Below are 14,122 nucleotides of genomic sequence, written 5' to 3' on the forward strand. Positions count from 1 at the left end.
CCAGTTTACCTTATCTTCATCTGGACATTAAATCCAGCTTTCATTAATTGCCCTACGTAATATCGAGGGCCAACAGGAATCTCGTTAAAAGATTGGTAAGGAAACACGTCAATCTCCCTGAGTCCAGGATCGATCGTAAAGTCTGCCTCTCTCACTTTTCGGTATAGGTAGTTTAACCTCGATTGTTTTAAACCACCTTTTTTTAATCCATCCTTTTTCATAGTTGTCTTAGTTGAACAATTCGGCCTGATCCTGAACAGGGACTGAAGGACCTTCAGTAAATTCAATATTTTCTACCAACATGCTGCCTCGACGTTTATCTCCAGCTGTATACTCAGTATATAGTCCTTCAACCTTTATCGGTGTACCAACAGTCAAGCGACGAGCCTCATCCAGTTTTCTGGAGAAACAAGAAACTTGAATAATCTTCTCAATTTTGTAATCATCCTTTTCGTAGGATTCATCAATTTCCATTGTCCAGGATACTTTAGTCTCGCCCAAGGCCTCTACAATTGAAGCATCTTTATACCGGACCGATCCGATAATGGCACGCTGAGTTCCCATTGGAGCAACTTCACGTTCCAGATTTAAGTTCATCATATCATAATCAAACACGAAAGCACTTGACGGCGTAGATGATCCGCCCTTTTTCTTAAATACTGTTGATTTAATATTCCCGATAAAAGATTCCTGTTCCCTCATATAGGTTTGAATAGTCTCACTGTTTAGCCCTGTTTTCCCTGTCTGTTGCCGAGTAGCATTCATATATAATGGGTGAATATTGGTCATTCGTACATACAAGAGCTTTTTAGGTTCGTCGAAAGTTTTTACACGAGTGTTTTTTCCATCTTCACCAACTTCAGCTCTCGATACCATGAGTGGCACCGAGTCTCTAACATCGATCTTGAAATCCCAACCGTCAATGATCATATCCTGCTCGAGTAAAAATTCCATTGTTTTCCAGAACGTTGCTAGAGAATCAGATTCGGTAATTCGCTGAGATAATGAAATAATGGATCTCTTTACATGTTCAAAAAAATCTTCGTAAGAAAATGGAAATTCAATCTTTCCATCGAAAAGCTTACGGCATGTCAGCATAGTACAAAAATTGTTTTGGATACGGCTTTTTACCCGAATACCAACCGCTTCAAATGCCTGTGACAGCTTCTTAAACTCTTTAGCGTACAGCTCAGCATATTTGCTTTCCATTAAAGAGCGATACTGAAGCAACTCAACCAAAATTCCGCCCAATCCCTTTTTCTCCCAAGCTTTTAAACGGTCATAGTTATCTATCTGTTCCTGTGCCCGGTTTGTTGCCGAGATCTGCTCAGGGATAGACCTTGATAATACAGAGGCATCATCTTTTGTCGATAGATATTGGCCAATAAGAATAAGCGTACAATAGATTTCCTGAACTTCTGTCTTTTTCCGTTTTGTCATTGAACCTTTCTCACGGCCTTCCCCGTCGAAAGCAGCCTTGATTGCACCGAACCATTCAGGCTTAATTGCATTCTCATCAAACTCATTGAATCCTACCGGGCAATTACGGAAGCTTTCCATTCTTGAGAAAAATGCAAAGTCGGTACCGTGATTCAGGTTAAAGAATGCCATTTCTTTAAAAAATAGATTTGATATGGATTCTGCAAATACAGACTTTCCGGATCCGACTGATCCGTAAACATAGAAATGGGGGCATGAAGAATTGAGCGCGTAAACGATATCCCGAAAAATAGAGATAAAAACAAACATTAATCCAGTCCAGGCATTACGACCATAGGCTCCCACGAACATCTTCGCCCACTCTGAAAATGAAAATGGTGCAGATGACCAGGAAAGAAAGCGAGCGTTTTTATGGAAATCTTCTTCAGCCCGAACATCCTTTGATAAGGAACTCGCAGCCATCGATAGATAATTTGTTCCTTCAACATCCGTAAAGCCATATTCATTAAATGCATGTAAAGTATTATTATAGTAAACTTGGTTATAATATGACCAAAAGCCTTCTGGCTGCCATCCTAATGTTTTCAGCTCAAAGCATTTTGGATATTCTCTTAACAAAACAGATTTAAGTTTATTCAAATGGGATTTGGCAAAACCATCCTTCAGAAAAAAATTACCTTCATTTAATAATATCGTTTCTAGTTGGTCGACTGAAGTAAAGGCTTTGGAGGGTAATTCAAGAACAGTTTTTGATATCCCGTTGTCCACCTCTGTCAAACGCCGATTGGAATTTTCATCTTTTGAATAGACGTGGATCAAAGGTTTGATTATAAAATTAGTCAGTTGTTTTGGGCCCTTGTCCCCAGTATGAAAGTATATACCGGTATGCTGATCACCATCTTTTTTGGAGTCGAAACCAAGGGTGTAGAACTTTTCTTTATTGATCCAAGAAGGCATTATTGATTCCTGGTGCTGTTTCTTTTCCTCCAGTATTGCTCTCTCTTCTAAGAGCCCCTCAACACGTTTTGTCAACGTACCGAGCTTCATCTTCTTAGCTTTCGAAATCTTATCGATGTAGCTCTCGCGTAAAAAGTCAGATTGCTCCAGTGAAATCATAATCGCGATATCAGCCAATGCCTGGTCCTTTAGATGGATATCGTCCTTCGCATGATCTAAAAGATACATAGCTTTCCACATTACCCCGTCTTGAGTATGGTTTTCCAGCCACTCCTCGATCGGATTTTTACGACCATCTAGTCCTTTAACAGGCATTTCACCATCTTTTGGAAGCAATTCACTACCTAAAACTTTACATAATGTGTCAGGATCGTCCTCTTTATCCGGACGCGCAACATTGACGCGAAGACCAGCAGATATCAGGATATCAATTGACTTTAAAGTAGCTTTATGTCCAGCATCGTCTCCGTCAAAAAATATCGTCACACTTTGACAATGCCGGGCAAGCTTTTGAGCGTGACTTTCGGTTAAAGCGGTACCACATGACGCGACTGTATTGCGGATTCCCAACTGGTGCATCATGATCACATCTACGTTTCCCTCAACCAATATTGCACTTTTCTTCTTCCGGATCTCCTGCTTAGCAAACCAAAGTCCAAATAGGACCTCTTCTTTTCGATAGAGTAATGAAGTCTTAGAATTTATATACTTCGGCCCCTCCCTCTTTTCCTCATCATTTTTTCTTCCGGAAAAAGCAATGATATCGCCCCTATCACTATGAATAGGAAATATTACTTTGTTGATGAAAGTGTCATAAACATTGCCATTATCATTCTTTTTCACCAAACCAAGTTCTTCAGCAATTGCATATTGGCCATTGTTCAGTACATGTGGAGTGATCGATTTCATAGCATCTGGAGAATACCCGATCTGCCACTCCACTATTGTATCCATCGAAAGCCTTCTATTTTCCAAAAGGTAATTTACCGACCAATGGTTGATCGGTAGACCTAGAATATTGTTAGTCCACGACTTCTGAACAAACTTGTTAAGGTCGATCATCGTAGCACGTTTTTCCTTAACCTCCTTATCTTCTTCATTGGAAAGCGTCTCCTCAACCGTCATTGAGTATTTGGCAGCTAGTTTATGTATAGCATCCGGAAACTCCATCCGTTCCTTCTCCATCAAGAAAGTAACCACATTCCCTCCGGCACCACAGCCAAAGCACTTGTACATCTGTTTAGATGGACTTACCACAAATGATGCTGTCTTTTCATCATGAAAAGGACAACATCCGTGCAGGTTAGATCCCTTCTTCTTCAATGTCACTACTTCGCCAATTACATCTTCTATTTTTGTGGCATCTAATATTTTATCTATACTTTCTTGAGTTATCATGGATTTTTAATTGAATTATAATTGCAAGTATTTTAATGAGGAAAATGAGCATGTTATTTAATGATGTTGACTTTTAAATTTCTTCTAGCCAATACAGGTATCGCTCTTCTAACACTTCAAGTACTCTTTCAGTCACTTTAGAGAATGTACTGGCACCAGCTGTAGACGATGTAAAACAGGAAATATGCTCCTCTCCTAACTCCGGCAAACGATCCTTAACCATTACCTGTCTAAAAACTTTAATGCCGTCTGAAGGCAAGAAATTGGTTACTTCTTTTAACTGATCAATAGAAAAAAGGCCAAAACCCTTTTTACAACTATTGCAGTCACCAAAATTGAATGAAAAGCGATTACCAGATTGTTTTCTTTTGACCATCACTATTCCGTTTTCACACGCATTGCAATGATAATTTCTAATTGTAGTTTTAGTAGCCATTTCTTCTAGTTCTCCGATTTTACAACCTCAGTCTTATTCTCAACGGTGATCCTATTAGCTCCAGCTCTTTGGGACATCACTTGCTTTCCAATCTCAGTAAGCCCTTTCGATTCATAGATTTTCATTGCTGTAGATACGTCAATAGCTTGGCGTGTTTGTTCGTCGAGATCAAATGAAAGTGTGATAAAATTCAAATGAACACCAAGTTGCTCCAGGACTTTATTGCTCTCGGCTAGTAGATGATTTTCGATTTCAGATTGGTCGAGCTCCACGATATCCTCATCGACGAATATCCTTTTGGCTACATCCTTGATCCTTTTGTCGATCACCATGTTCTCAGCCATTTCAAATGATTTACCAATTGCTTCCTCATTATCAGCATCGACATTGGCTTTCCCCAGGAACTTAGCTTGTTTAATAAATGCAAGCGCATCAATAATTGAATAATCATAATCAATATGGACATTCGCGCGAACTTTATCTTTTAAATTGGAAATGAAAGTGGCTTCACCCTGCATAGGAAAATTCGGAACCACAACTTTCATATAGCACATATTCAAACCACCTTTTGGCACAGCTTCACCGGCATTGATCTTTTTCCAGGTCATACCACAATCCTCCGAGACAACAACCTGCTGATTTGATTTCGCATAATTGCAAGATTGAAAAGTTATCGCAACTCCAATAATTAATAGTGCCCAAATACGCTTTGTTGCTACATATGCGCCAGCGACCAATATGATATAGGCCATTAAAATAAAACCGAAAGTAAAAGGATCATTCATAGCGTAGTTTCCTACGACCATTTTATAAATCCCATAAGTTCCGCCTAAAACGCCTATGGTGATCATGAGCGTAAAACAAGTTTTTGCTAAATTTTTCATAATGATTTAATTGATTTATTTGTTTAGATTTTTACTTTTAATCAGCTTTCCATCAAGCAATTCAATAAGCTGCTCTTTGATGTATTCATAAGGTTGACCGGTGATCGTGGCCACTGCCCGAAAAATCTTCTTTTTCTTACTGTTGCTTAGAGTGATCGTTGAGGTTCGATTGAGAAGAGTTTCCATTTTTTGGATATCCAGCTTTTGTCCCAAGCATTTCCGTTCAAGTCCGTCTATCTTCTTCTTCAGATCACGGATCACCTGGGCTTTGTTCTCCTCTATCTGGACATAATTTCCAAACTCGTGAACCATTGCAACACTCAATAACTTGGTTGCATGTTCGAAGCCTTTGGCATATTCCTCATTAAAATCCTTTGGAATATCAGTTGATCCGATGTGCTTGATCTTCCTGTATATCCTCGAAAGTGTAGCTTTGATATCCATTATTTATTTCCCTTTGTTATATTGTCCATCAATCCATAGCATATAGCCGAGACCGATACAAATGATTATAAAAATTGTTAACGCTGCCATAGTTATTCCTCCGTCATTTGAACGTCCAAACAATATTCAGCGAACTCGTACCTTTCAAATTCCTTCAGCTGAATTCCATAAGTTTTCCCAAATGGAACAAAGCCTTCATGATCATTGAAACTTCGGATAATTCCTTTTAATGAATAGTTTGCTGAGGCGGATATCTGGAAAATGCGCAACGCATACTTTTTTATAATTTCAGAAATGATATCGGCTTCTTTATCCCAATCCCAATCAAAGAATGTCAATGCCTGCATAGCTATATCTTCATTAAAAATCTTGGTGTCTACCTCAATAATGCAACTGGCATCACCGCACTGGTAGTCAAATTCATAGGTTCTTTTTGCCATGATTAACTTTCAAAATATGTTAGACCTGGACGCCATTGGCTATAACCAACAGAGCATTTTGGATATTTTTTGCGCAAGCGTCTAAACTCTGCAGTTTGCTCGTCGAATGTATTATGGGAAACTTTTACCCTTGCCAACAGAGCCATTTCAGGGTAGTTGTGACATTCAATTACTTGTTTTGCCTCGTCTTCGATCGTATAGCGGTATCGGTTCTTTTCGAAGCTATCGGGGTACTTATTTTGACTTTCAGTTACCCAAGCAGACAAAATTGACATGGAGCTATTCACTACTTGTATAAAGCTCTCAAGCTTTCCATCCCTTTCTACTAAACACCACTTCTTCATATCACCTCCTCAAAATAGTCCAACTTAACACCCTCTTCCTGATAGTGGCAATAATGAGCGAGCGAACAATTGTTCTGAAACTTCTCAGACAGCCGTTTCTTTTCTTGCTCTATTTGAAGTGTGTCCATATGGCGTACATCAACACGAGCCAAGACATTGTGCCGAACGTAGACCTCAATAAAAGATACCTCTACCATTTCCGGGTACTTCCTTTCTAGACTATCTGACTTCGCATGGTTCAAACCCATGTCGTAGGCCATTTTTATTCCTTCGAAATATCCGACGGACAGATCACCATTTAGCGACCAATTAATAAATTTTGTTTCCATTCTATTCTTCTATTACTAATATTTTACTATATCCCCTGACCTGATCAGGACACCGAAAACTAAGGGCGGATCAAAGAACGATTCAGGTCGTCAAGCCCGTGTTAATTCTATTTTTGATTGAAATTAATCTCCCTAATTGCAAAGGGCCTAGACCACCTGCTTCTTTTCATTCCTGAATTTTTGAGCAATAATTCAAACGCTGGATGTTTATAGCTTGACTTCCCAGTACGGCTCATTTCATCCCAATTTATAATTTGGGCATAGCTCAACCGTATATCGATAACATCGTATTCAGCTTCCGGCAGATCTACCTTTCCGGAAAAGAGTCCTCCAGAGAATATTTGCTTTGTGCCTACTAAGGCTTTGTATTTTTCGGGGATTATTGACATATTGTTACTATTTTAAAATTGATTTGAATACCATTTGCACCAGTTGAACAGACAGACGATGACAGTCACATAATGATCGTAGAACCTGGATCGCGGACTTGGAGCGATTTCCAAGATATCCGACTCCAACATAATTACTTTCTTGACCAATAATTTGAGGGAATCCTTTTCGTAGTAACTTCGCAGCACAAAGTCGATCCGACGTAATGCAATATCTTGACGTGAAGTCATGTGCATTGCAAGCGCATATTGGCGCTGTTTCATAAACTTGGCCAACACATCTTTAATAAATACTCGTTGGCGAATGGACCAGATATTAAAAGCCTGCTGATTCGAGTAGAACTTGACAACCTCATCCTTTCTACGGCAGAGAACCGGATATTTTAATATCATTTCTCCCTTCGATCTATCAATTGTTGTGTTGATCATGGCTATTAAGGCTAATGGTTAGATAAAATTTACAACTGGAGCGGGAGAGACGAATGCCGTAAATTTTCCGATCACACATCCCGGATGAAATTTCCGAAGATTGTCCAGGGCTCTCTTTTTTCTACCTCTAGAAATACCGGTGATATCTAAACGAGCAACCAGAGTTCCATTTTTCCAGCAAGTGATGTAGGACAAAGTTTCTTCTTTTGGAGTTACCTGTAAACCTGCCTGAGTAGTATTTTTCACCAGCTCATGCATTTCACTGAGACATTTTGAAAAATCCTTGTGCGATTGACCATAATCTATTCTCATAGCATAGCGGTCAGTTAAAAATTCTATTTTCATAGTTTTTATATTAAGTTCTTGTCTTTGGCAAACAGGATCATTTCATATTTTTTGAAGAAATTCCCCTTCTGCTGTATATTGGTTATATGAGAATTTACTGTGTGCTCAGATATATTCATAATATCCGCAATCTCTTTGTTCAACTTACCCTTGGCCACTAGCTTTAATGTCTCCAGTTCACGCTTGGTTAATTCTCCGTTTTCAACTTTCAGAGTTGTGCAGATCCTGCCTTCATATTTACAAGTGCCACGCTTTCCGCAGTCAAAATATTCAGCATAACCTATAGTCCCATTCGCTTGGATATCGGGTTCCGTGTCGTACTTTCCAAATCTGCAGAAGATGTAAAGAGCGATCATTTCTTCTTTGTCAGTCACATTCCAGTCCCTGATATCAAGTATAACTTCCGGATGCGCTGCCATGTCTTCACAAACAATATCGATTGCTTCTTGAGGGAAATCTCCCCATATCCAAACCCTCCCGGCGTGCGTACACTTAAGAACCTGATCACGATTCGACCAAAAGAATTCGTAACCGTTATCTTCAATACCAGCAGGGAGTTCTTGGTTTAAAACTGAAAGATTTTTCATAGGCTTGAATGCAATTTGTTAGATATTTGCCAGTGCCGATTTCCATTTATCCTGTTGCTCTTTTGTGTCCTCTGCTATTTTTAAGGCCTCGTAAATAACGTTCTCATTAAAAAAATCACCCCTTAAAACTTTGCTTACGGTACTTTGATCAACATTTAATTTTTTACTTATTTTTTTTATGCTCCCATGTGGAAGCTTAGCTCTAAGTTTTTCTAAATCGCTAGTACTTATTTGGGATTTCATATCAAAATTATTAAAGTCAAATTTGTTTCATCAAATCACGTGAAAAATTTGATTTATATCAAATTTTTGTCAATAAAGTATCAAATTATTTTCATAAACAATTGATTATTAGCTAAAAAATATTTCAGATTTTTGTTAAATGGATTTCATAGTTGGAGCAGAAATAAAAAAACTGGTACGTAAGAGAGGACTCACCAACAAGGCTTTTGCGGAAAAAATGAATATGGAAGAACGTAATCTTTATCATTTTTTTAAGAAAGAGACTCTTGATGTTGACATTCTTTTGCAAGCAAGTGAAGTACTTGATTTTGACTTCCTTGAGCTATATATAAAAAACTCTAAGTACAAGAATTACTCTTTCAATAAACAAACAAGCCCTAATTCAAATGTTAATACAAGTCCAGTAGGATCGGTAGAATTTCAAAATCAAATTTCTTTCAGTATAAATCTTAGAGGCGATTTCGACAAAGTTTCTCAAGAAATGTCAAATTTCTTACAGTTAGTGAAAGAAGAAGCCGAACTAAGAGGATTTAAATTAGCCTAATTTATTTTAACCAAACTTATTTATGAAAATAAATTTTTGTGTTCCATTTCTCATAGCATTCATTGTTTTTGGATGTAGCAAGAATAACTCAGAACAGATTGAAAGTGAAAAGCTATATTCGGAATGGTTGACTTTTTCCACAATTGGCAATGTTACCTATTATGAAGTCATAAATGTAGATACCAAGAAAAGAATAGCATATGGTGAAAACCCTAAGTTTATTCGAGAAGAATTAGATAAAATTGACTTAGCACATTTTAGACGTACCTATAAAGAGGTTATAAAAGTTAAGCCGGGTGAAAAGCTAAGGCTGATTTTACCTTATTATGAAAAACGCAGAAACATTGCAATTTATGGTTCTAATATTTCTTCACGTTCTGGTATAAATTCACGATTTATGGATAAGATACAATTTTTAGATTTTAACATGGCTACTAAACTTTACGATTAACACCTGTTAACCACAATACAGCATATTTATTAACGAAACACTTTATATGAAAAATTATCTTTTACTATCGGTATTTTTATTATCGGCTCCCTTCGTTTTTGGTCAACAAAAAGATTTGAAAGCAAAAGAGGAAAAGGAGAGCAAACTTGAAATGTTTTCAGCAGAGACTGGTTCATTGATTGAAAAATCAAATGCTGAAATAGGAAAGATTGGACCGATTTCAATTAATACTTCTTTATTAACAAATCTTATTTCAGGGAGTAAAATAAAAGGGTTGAGGATTGAAAAGCCATCAACCAAAACTTATGGTTCGGACGCGATTAACTTTTTAGATGAGGATGAAATTGATGGCGTATTAAAGTCAATCGAAATTTTAAAGGGTAGAATAAAAGAGAGTCCAAGCAATTATACTGAAATAAATTTTACCTCTCGATCAAAATTCGAATTTGGAGCCTACTTCAGTAAAGAGTGGAAGTACTATATACAAGTAAAGAAATACGATTCAGATTCAATTTATTTTATGGGCGAAAACAATTTGAATCAATTTGAACAGTTAGTAACTCAAGCTAAAGCTGCACTTAAGGCACTATAAATAGCAAATATGAATAAAGAAGAAGAATACGAAGGAAATAAGGTAAGAATTACGTTCGAGCTGGCTGCTCCATATTCTACCATTCAAGAAGAGCTTGATGATTACATCAGTGATATCCGGGAATTGGCAGAAGTAAGGGGATTCAAAGTATTGCCGTGCACAAATAGTACTACCGACCTATAACTATTTGATTACATGGGCCTAGGTACAGAACTGATTGGCGTACTTAAAAGCTCCTTTGTATGACACAAAGGGGCTTTTTTATTGGAATGTTATCGGTTTTGTTATCGCTTTTTTCGATCTGTTATCGGATCAGACTAAACCGATATGTTTTTTAAGATATATTCCATATCGTCCTCTAATTTGAAGGTTGCGGAAGCTAGGACGGTTCTATTGTGGTTGCTTTCTAGCCAACTTGCATACTCCATGCCGGCAACCAAAACAACACCCCAACCCTCAGTTATTCTAAGTTGACTCAATGCAAGCTCACGTCCGGCCTTTAGGCCCGGGGCCTTATCCGTCCCATAAGGCGCAAGCTCGAAATTCTCATGTCGTATTTTTCCATCACGATAGATAATATAACCAACGGAAGACCTCAATTGTCCCGTCTGGTCGTTATAGCCTTCAGGTGACACCTTGGCTCTTTGAATCGCTATCCGTTCATCGCAAAGCTCAACAAGCCGCTGAAAGAATAAATTGTCTATATCCTGCAATTGCTTTTGAACAATTAGATCAAAATCTAGCTTTGTTGTTGTTAGTTTCATATTAAAATGGATTTGTTGCACTGCCGTTTGAAACATAATCAACCAGCAAGCCGTTAATGTAATTGAAATGATAATAAACCGTACTCGATGCGGTGTTTGCTAAAGTGATCTTTCCGGTATAACCTTTTTTCCCTTTTACACGGATATCTCCACTATTTATGCTCAATGCGTAATTTTCATTCGATCCACTAGCTTCAAGTTCCAACGCCACATTGGTGTTTGGAAACAAAGGATCAAAATTGTTCATAGTGTTAAAAATGGAAACCGCGTTATCTTCATTAACTGCAATTTGATTCTTATATAGGTTCCATGAAAACTCCCGTCTTTGCCCCGCAACGGCTCCGTTGTCACGCATTAAAAAGTAATCGCCATACAGGAATACTGATTTGCCAAACGGCTGCCATGTATCTTTTTGCCCGATATACAACTTGTTGGCGTCCATATTGAAATTACCAATTTTTCCATTCTCAGCTCTCATGCTTCCGTCGTTCAAAACATTGAATGGCGCTTTGTGCTTCTCGTTCTCATCCGATCCGGCCCAGAATCTGACAGACTTATTTGGATCATCACCAATAATATTCCAATTATCGTCATAGATTTTGCCATCAGCAAGCCCCGAAATACCTGCATTGTTATAGCCGTCGCTTCCCACTGTCACAACCTGGGCGAATAAACGGTTAACATTAATCATGTAAGCGCTGATAACATCGGTCTCGATACTTCCACCACTAATCAAAGTAAAACCTTTCGTAGGCTTGAAAGATCGTTCGCCTTCAATCACACTTGAAAGTACCCCAAAATTGAAATGCCAATAACTAGGCTCCGACTCTGTTCCCATTTGCTCAGATGATAACACCCATTCACCGGTTAGCGCGGTGCGGCTCACCTTAGCGGATAGATAATAGCTTTCCAGTGGATCCAAACCTGTAATACTAAAAGGATCGAGTAACCAAATATTGCCTAATCCCTCAATCTTGAATACCTTGTGGATCAATCTACCTGCAGTCATAGCAAAGCTGTTCGGGTCACCACCTGCATTAACAACCATCTGCACATCATCCAAATCATAATACATGGATTCGGTACCAAACCAACCAGCGATCGCCTGCATCATTGCCTGCTCAAGGTTCCCGTCCGGATCAAGTACTTTCGAACGGAATTCTGTCAATGCCTGGATATTCCGTCGGTCGCGTTCCCAACTTGCTTTATTGTACTGGGTGATAACCTCCTGATTTTTCTTGATGTCATTTTGGATCTTTTGCGATAATGTATAGGTGACTTCATTCCCTATGACTGCATTGAATTGCATTCCATTTTCAAGCACATCAGGATAGTGTGCCGGATAGTTTACCTCAGTGATCCTAATATTTGAATCAATCCCCTAGTCTATATCTATAACTTTGATTATGTCGCCAGCTTCTAGCATTTCATTCGATTTCTTTAACTGTATAATATCAATTTCAAGGTCATACACCACTCGAGGAACACTGTTGCTATCTAAGTACTCTTGACGTTTTGCCGTTAACTCTGTGACCGCAGCATCAATATATGATTGTGGCATACGAATACCAATCAATGTGTATTTATCGCCGATCTCCGCATGTACAACCTCTGTAGGGAACAAAATTCCGTTACCCTCGTCATTAGCCTTGAAACGAATTGTTTTATTTGCAGGACTATAAGATTCTATTTCAAAAGTATTTCCTTCCAATAACCCAGACTTAAAGACGATTTGCGGTGTTACCCCATTCACTCTTTGAGCGTTAAGATCAAAGTCAATTGAATTATCGGAAATGGTGAATTGCTGCTTGTTAATTTGCGACACAGCAGTAACGGTGCCGGTTCTTTTAGGATATATTTCTTCGTCGATAAATTCTCCTTCTGTAAGACCGTAAATTGATACGTTCTTTTCAACATATCCATCAATAGTAAAATAATCCCTCATTCCAGCCGGAAGATTATTGGAGCCGCCCCGAGCATACGCCCGGGTAACTATTTTCTTATCATCTATGATTTTACGGGTTAAACTATATAGTCCTTCACCTTTACCATATTTGAACGTCAAAGCTCTTGCGGTACCGACTGTTTTCTTAAGAGATATTACTTTCCCTTTCACGCCCCATTCGCCTTTCATCGCTTCTGCTACCATTGTAAGAGCATCAAGAATATAAGTCGAATCAAATTCAATCGTTACTCGGCCCATATCTTCAAACTGGCCCACAGTCCAACCTGAAGATTTGCTATTGACGCAATCGACAATAAAATTTAACCACTCCTGAGCCGTCCCTGAAAACGAGAACTTACGAGCGCCAAGATGTGTAATGAATAATTTCGATAATAAGTGTCGAGGCCCCTCAAAAGCAAAATCATATTCGAATGAAAAACGACTTGTCTTCCTAATGCTTGGGGTATTGTTCAACATGTATTCCTCGCCCTTGTACAGCAAAGTATCACCGACCACCAGGTCGAGTAGTTTTGAAGTTTGGAAACTAAACGATAACAATTGCTCGGCCATTACTTTGTTGGCATATATTCCGGCATTCAATGGTATCTCTATTGTATTGATGCCTTTTCTTTTTATTTGGATCTTCATTAAAATACTTGTTTTTGTTGCTCGAATTGTATAGGTTTACTAGGATAGCTCAGAATTAAACCGTTAATATCTGCCAGGTAGAAATCTACACCGACAGGTGCGAAGTTATTTTCCAATGTCAGGTTAAATTCAGTGTAAATTATACCCGTAGTTCTACGGGGATTAAAAATGCTTAGATCAGGCGAACCGATATACCGCAGCGCGAATGATCGCCCCAACGCATCAACTCTTAAGTTGAAGCCCTCAGGTTTTTTAAGAATATTCAGCAAAACCTCCCTTTGCTCTTGTAATCGAGTAAGGGAAGTTGAAGATAGGTAGCACCCGATATTATACTGTAGCGGTTCATACACCGTTGGCGAAAAATCGTCATAGTCCTTTCCGTGTTCATCCGGCCAATCATAAAAGGCCCTTTGTTTGGGTTTAGGAAACTTCAATAACTCGCTCCAAACACCGCGTTTAAAAAACAACTTAAATTCTGTAGCTGTATTTTTGTTATCAATTGCAAAGCCCATA

Annotated in this window: 21 protein-coding genes; 4 read left to right on the forward strand and 17 right to left on the reverse strand. The window is 38.5% G+C overall.

Annotation, left to right across the window (positions count from 1 at the left end; translation table 11 throughout):
* Positions 1-5: 5 nt before the first annotated feature.
* The 13 genes from B4Z90_RS08165 to B4Z90_RS08225 form a co-directional block, all read right to left on the reverse strand.
* Positions 6-221 carry a hypothetical protein gene (locus B4Z90_RS08165; RefSeq protein ID WP_286709557.1) on the reverse strand — a complete coding sequence of 72 codons (216 nt, stop codon included), beginning with the start codon at positions 219-221 and terminating at the stop codon, positions 6-8.
* Between the two features lie 7 nt (positions 222-228).
* On the reverse strand, positions 229-3,795 hold the full coding sequence (gene dnaG, locus B4Z90_RS08170; RefSeq protein WP_286709556.1) for a DNA primase: 3,567 nt from the start codon (positions 3,793-3,795) through the stop codon (positions 229-231).
* A gap of 73 nt (positions 3,796-3,868) precedes the next feature.
* Positions 3,869-4,171 (reverse strand): hypothetical protein, encoded by a 303-nt coding sequence (locus tag B4Z90_RS08175; RefSeq protein ID WP_286709555.1) that lies wholly within the window; start codon positions 4,169-4,171, stop codon positions 3,869-3,871.
* 65 nt (positions 4,172-4,236) lie between these two features.
* A complete protein-coding gene (locus tag B4Z90_RS08180) occupies positions 4,237-5,115 on the reverse strand; it encodes a hypothetical protein (RefSeq protein WP_286709554.1) in 879 nt (292 codons plus the stop codon).
* A 15-nt stretch (positions 5,116-5,130) separates the two neighbouring features.
* Positions 5,131-5,559 (reverse strand): hypothetical protein, encoded by a 429-nt coding sequence (locus tag B4Z90_RS08185; RefSeq protein ID WP_286709553.1) that lies wholly within the window; start codon positions 5,557-5,559, stop codon positions 5,131-5,133.
* A 92-nt stretch (positions 5,560-5,651) separates the two neighbouring features.
* Positions 5,652-5,999: a hypothetical protein gene (locus B4Z90_RS08190; RefSeq protein ID WP_286709552.1), complete on the reverse strand. Its 348-nt coding sequence runs from the start codon at positions 5,997-5,999 to the stop codon at positions 5,652-5,654.
* Between the two features lie 2 nt (positions 6,000-6,001).
* Positions 6,002-6,343 (reverse strand): hypothetical protein, encoded by a 342-nt coding sequence (locus B4Z90_RS08195; RefSeq protein WP_286709551.1) that lies wholly within the window; start codon positions 6,341-6,343, stop codon positions 6,002-6,004.
* A complete protein-coding gene (locus B4Z90_RS08200; protein WP_286709550.1) occupies positions 6,340-6,672 on the reverse strand; it encodes a hypothetical protein in 333 nt (110 codons plus the stop codon). Before B4Z90_RS08200 ends, B4Z90_RS08195 begins: the two co-directional genes overlap by 4 nt.
* Positions 6,673-6,779: 107 nt before the next feature.
* Entirely contained in the window at positions 6,780-7,061 is a 282-nt protein-coding gene (locus B4Z90_RS08205; RefSeq protein ID WP_286709549.1) for a hypothetical protein, read from the reverse strand.
* Positions 7,062-7,073: 12 nt separating this feature from the next.
* The gene (locus B4Z90_RS08210) at positions 7,074-7,490 is read right to left on the reverse strand and encodes a hypothetical protein (RefSeq protein ID WP_286709548.1); all 417 of its coding nucleotides are present in this window, start codon (positions 7,488-7,490) and stop codon (positions 7,074-7,076) included.
* A gap of 18 nt (positions 7,491-7,508) precedes the next feature.
* Positions 7,509-7,835 carry a hypothetical protein gene (locus B4Z90_RS08215; RefSeq protein ID WP_286801880.1) on the reverse strand — a complete coding sequence of 109 codons (327 nt, stop codon included), beginning with the start codon at positions 7,833-7,835 and terminating at the stop codon, positions 7,509-7,511.
* A 5-nt stretch (positions 7,836-7,840) separates the two neighbouring features.
* A complete protein-coding gene (locus B4Z90_RS08220; protein ID WP_286801882.1) occupies positions 7,841-8,422 on the reverse strand; it encodes a response regulator transcription factor in 582 nt (193 codons plus the stop codon).
* 18 nt (positions 8,423-8,440) lie between these two features.
* Positions 8,441-8,665: a hypothetical protein gene (locus B4Z90_RS08225; RefSeq protein ID WP_286801883.1), complete on the reverse strand. Its 225-nt coding sequence runs from the start codon at positions 8,663-8,665 to the stop codon at positions 8,441-8,443.
* Between the two features lie 139 nt (positions 8,666-8,804).
* Here B4Z90_RS08225 and B4Z90_RS08230 point away from each other — a divergent pair, with 139 nt between their 5' ends.
* Genes B4Z90_RS08230 through B4Z90_RS08245 form a run of 4 tightly spaced genes read left to right on the forward strand, consistent with a single transcriptional unit; the run spans position 8,805 to position 10,435 of the window.
* Positions 8,805-9,209, forward strand: a complete 405-nt coding sequence (locus B4Z90_RS08230) for a helix-turn-helix domain-containing protein (protein ID WP_286801884.1) — start codon at positions 8,805-8,807, stop codon at positions 9,207-9,209.
* Positions 9,210-9,231: 22 nt separating this feature from the next.
* Positions 9,232-9,660 carry a hypothetical protein gene (locus B4Z90_RS08235; RefSeq protein WP_286801885.1) on the forward strand — a complete coding sequence of 143 codons (429 nt, stop codon included), beginning with the start codon at positions 9,232-9,234 and terminating at the stop codon, positions 9,658-9,660.
* 46 nt (positions 9,661-9,706) lie between these two features.
* On the forward strand, positions 9,707-10,252 hold the full coding sequence (locus B4Z90_RS08240) for a hypothetical protein (RefSeq protein ID WP_286801886.1): 546 nt from the start codon (positions 9,707-9,709) through the stop codon (positions 10,250-10,252).
* Between the two features lie 9 nt (positions 10,253-10,261).
* Positions 10,262-10,435: a hypothetical protein gene (locus B4Z90_RS08245; protein ID WP_153847543.1), complete on the forward strand. Its 174-nt coding sequence runs from the start codon at positions 10,262-10,264 to the stop codon at positions 10,433-10,435.
* Positions 10,436-10,569: 134 nt separating this feature from the next.
* Here B4Z90_RS08245 and B4Z90_RS08250 read toward each other — a convergent pair whose 3' ends face one another.
* The 4 genes from B4Z90_RS08250 to B4Z90_RS08265 form a co-directional block, all read right to left on the reverse strand.
* Entirely contained in the window at positions 10,570-11,016 is a 447-nt protein-coding gene (locus tag B4Z90_RS08250) for a hypothetical protein (RefSeq protein WP_286801888.1), read from the reverse strand.
* Between the two features lies 1 nt (position 11,017).
* The gene (locus B4Z90_RS08255; protein ID WP_286801890.1) at positions 11,018-12,325 is read right to left on the reverse strand and encodes a hypothetical protein; all 1,308 of its coding nucleotides are present in this window, start codon (positions 12,323-12,325) and stop codon (positions 11,018-11,020) included.
* A 72-nt stretch (positions 12,326-12,397) separates the two neighbouring features.
* Entirely contained in the window at positions 12,398-13,609 is a 1,212-nt protein-coding gene (locus B4Z90_RS08260; protein ID WP_286801891.1) for a phage tail protein, read from the reverse strand.
* Complete coding sequence (locus tag B4Z90_RS08265) at positions 13,609-14,121, reverse strand: hypothetical protein (RefSeq protein WP_286801892.1); 513 nt, start codon at positions 14,119-14,121, stop codon at positions 13,609-13,611. Before B4Z90_RS08265 ends, B4Z90_RS08260 begins: the two co-directional genes overlap by 1 nt.
* Position 14,122: the final 1 nt, after the last annotated feature.

It is taken from the genome of Sphingobacterium sp. UBA5639 (genome assembly GCF_002421245.1).
Lineage (GTDB): Bacteria > Bacteroidota > Bacteroidia > Sphingobacteriales > Sphingobacteriaceae > Sphingobacterium > Sphingobacterium multivorum.

Coding starts and splice junctions, on each gene's coding strand:
- B4Z90_RS08240 (WP_286801886.1), top strand. CDS start 9,707: ATGAAAAATTATCTTTTACTATCGGTATTTTTATTATCGGCTCCCTTC.
- B4Z90_RS08180 (WP_286709554.1), bottom strand. CDS start 5,115: ATGAAAAATTTAGCAAAAACTTGTTTTACGCTCATGATCACCATAGGC.
- B4Z90_RS08175 (WP_286709555.1), bottom strand. CDS start 4,171: ATGGTCAAAAGAAAACAATCTGGTAATCGCTTTTCATTCAATTTTGGT.
- B4Z90_RS08255 (WP_286801890.1), bottom strand. CDS start 12,325: ATGCAATTCAATGCAGTCATAGGGAATGAAGTCACCTATACATTATCG.
- B4Z90_RS08245 (WP_153847543.1), top strand. CDS start 10,262: ATGAATAAAGAAGAAGAATACGAAGGAAATAAGGTAAGAATTACGTTC.
- B4Z90_RS08235 (WP_286801885.1), top strand. CDS start 9,232: ATGAAAATAAATTTTTGTGTTCCATTTCTCATAGCATTCATTGTTTTT.
- B4Z90_RS08215 (WP_286801880.1), bottom strand. CDS start 7,835: ATGAAAATAGAATTTTTAACTGACCGCTATGCTATGAGAATAGATTAT.
- B4Z90_RS08260 (WP_286801891.1), bottom strand. CDS start 13,609: ATGAAGATCCAAATAAAAAGAAAAGGCATCAATACAATAGAGATACCA.
- B4Z90_RS08250 (WP_286801888.1), bottom strand. CDS start 11,016: ATGAAACTAACAACAACAAAGCTAGATTTTGATCTAATTGTTCAAAAG.
- B4Z90_RS08205 (WP_286709549.1), bottom strand. CDS start 7,061: ATGTCAATAATCCCCGAAAAATACAAAGCCTTAGTAGGCACAAAGCAA.
- B4Z90_RS08165 (WP_286709557.1), bottom strand. CDS start 221: ATGAAAAAGGATGGATTAAAAAAAGGTGGTTTAAAACAATCGAGGTTA.
- B4Z90_RS08200 (WP_286709550.1), bottom strand. CDS start 6,672: ATGGAAACAAAATTTATTAATTGGTCGCTAAATGGTGATCTGTCCGTC.
- dnaG (WP_286709556.1), bottom strand. CDS start 3,795: ATGATAACTCAAGAAAGTATAGATAAAATATTAGATGCCACAAAAATA.
- B4Z90_RS08225 (WP_286801883.1), bottom strand. CDS start 8,665: ATGAAATCCCAAATAAGTACTAGCGATTTAGAAAAACTTAGAGCTAAG.
- B4Z90_RS08220 (WP_286801882.1), bottom strand. CDS start 8,422: ATGAAAAATCTTTCAGTTTTAAACCAAGAACTCCCTGCTGGTATTGAA.
- B4Z90_RS08230 (WP_286801884.1), top strand. CDS start 8,805: ATGGATTTCATAGTTGGAGCAGAAATAAAAAAACTGGTACGTAAGAGA.
- B4Z90_RS08185 (WP_286709553.1), bottom strand. CDS start 5,559: ATGGATATCAAAGCTACACTTTCGAGGATATACAGGAAGATCAAGCAC.
- B4Z90_RS08265 (WP_286801892.1), bottom strand. CDS start 14,121: ATGGGCTTTGCAATTGATAACAAAAATACAGCTACAGAATTTAAGTTG.
- B4Z90_RS08190 (WP_286709552.1), bottom strand. CDS start 5,999: ATGGCAAAAAGAACCTATGAATTTGACTACCAGTGCGGTGATGCCAGT.
- B4Z90_RS08195 (WP_286709551.1), bottom strand. CDS start 6,343: ATGAAGAAGTGGTGTTTAGTAGAAAGGGATGGAAAGCTTGAGAGCTTT.
- B4Z90_RS08210 (WP_286709548.1), bottom strand. CDS start 7,490: ATGATCAACACAACAATTGATAGATCGAAGGGAGAAATGATATTAAAA.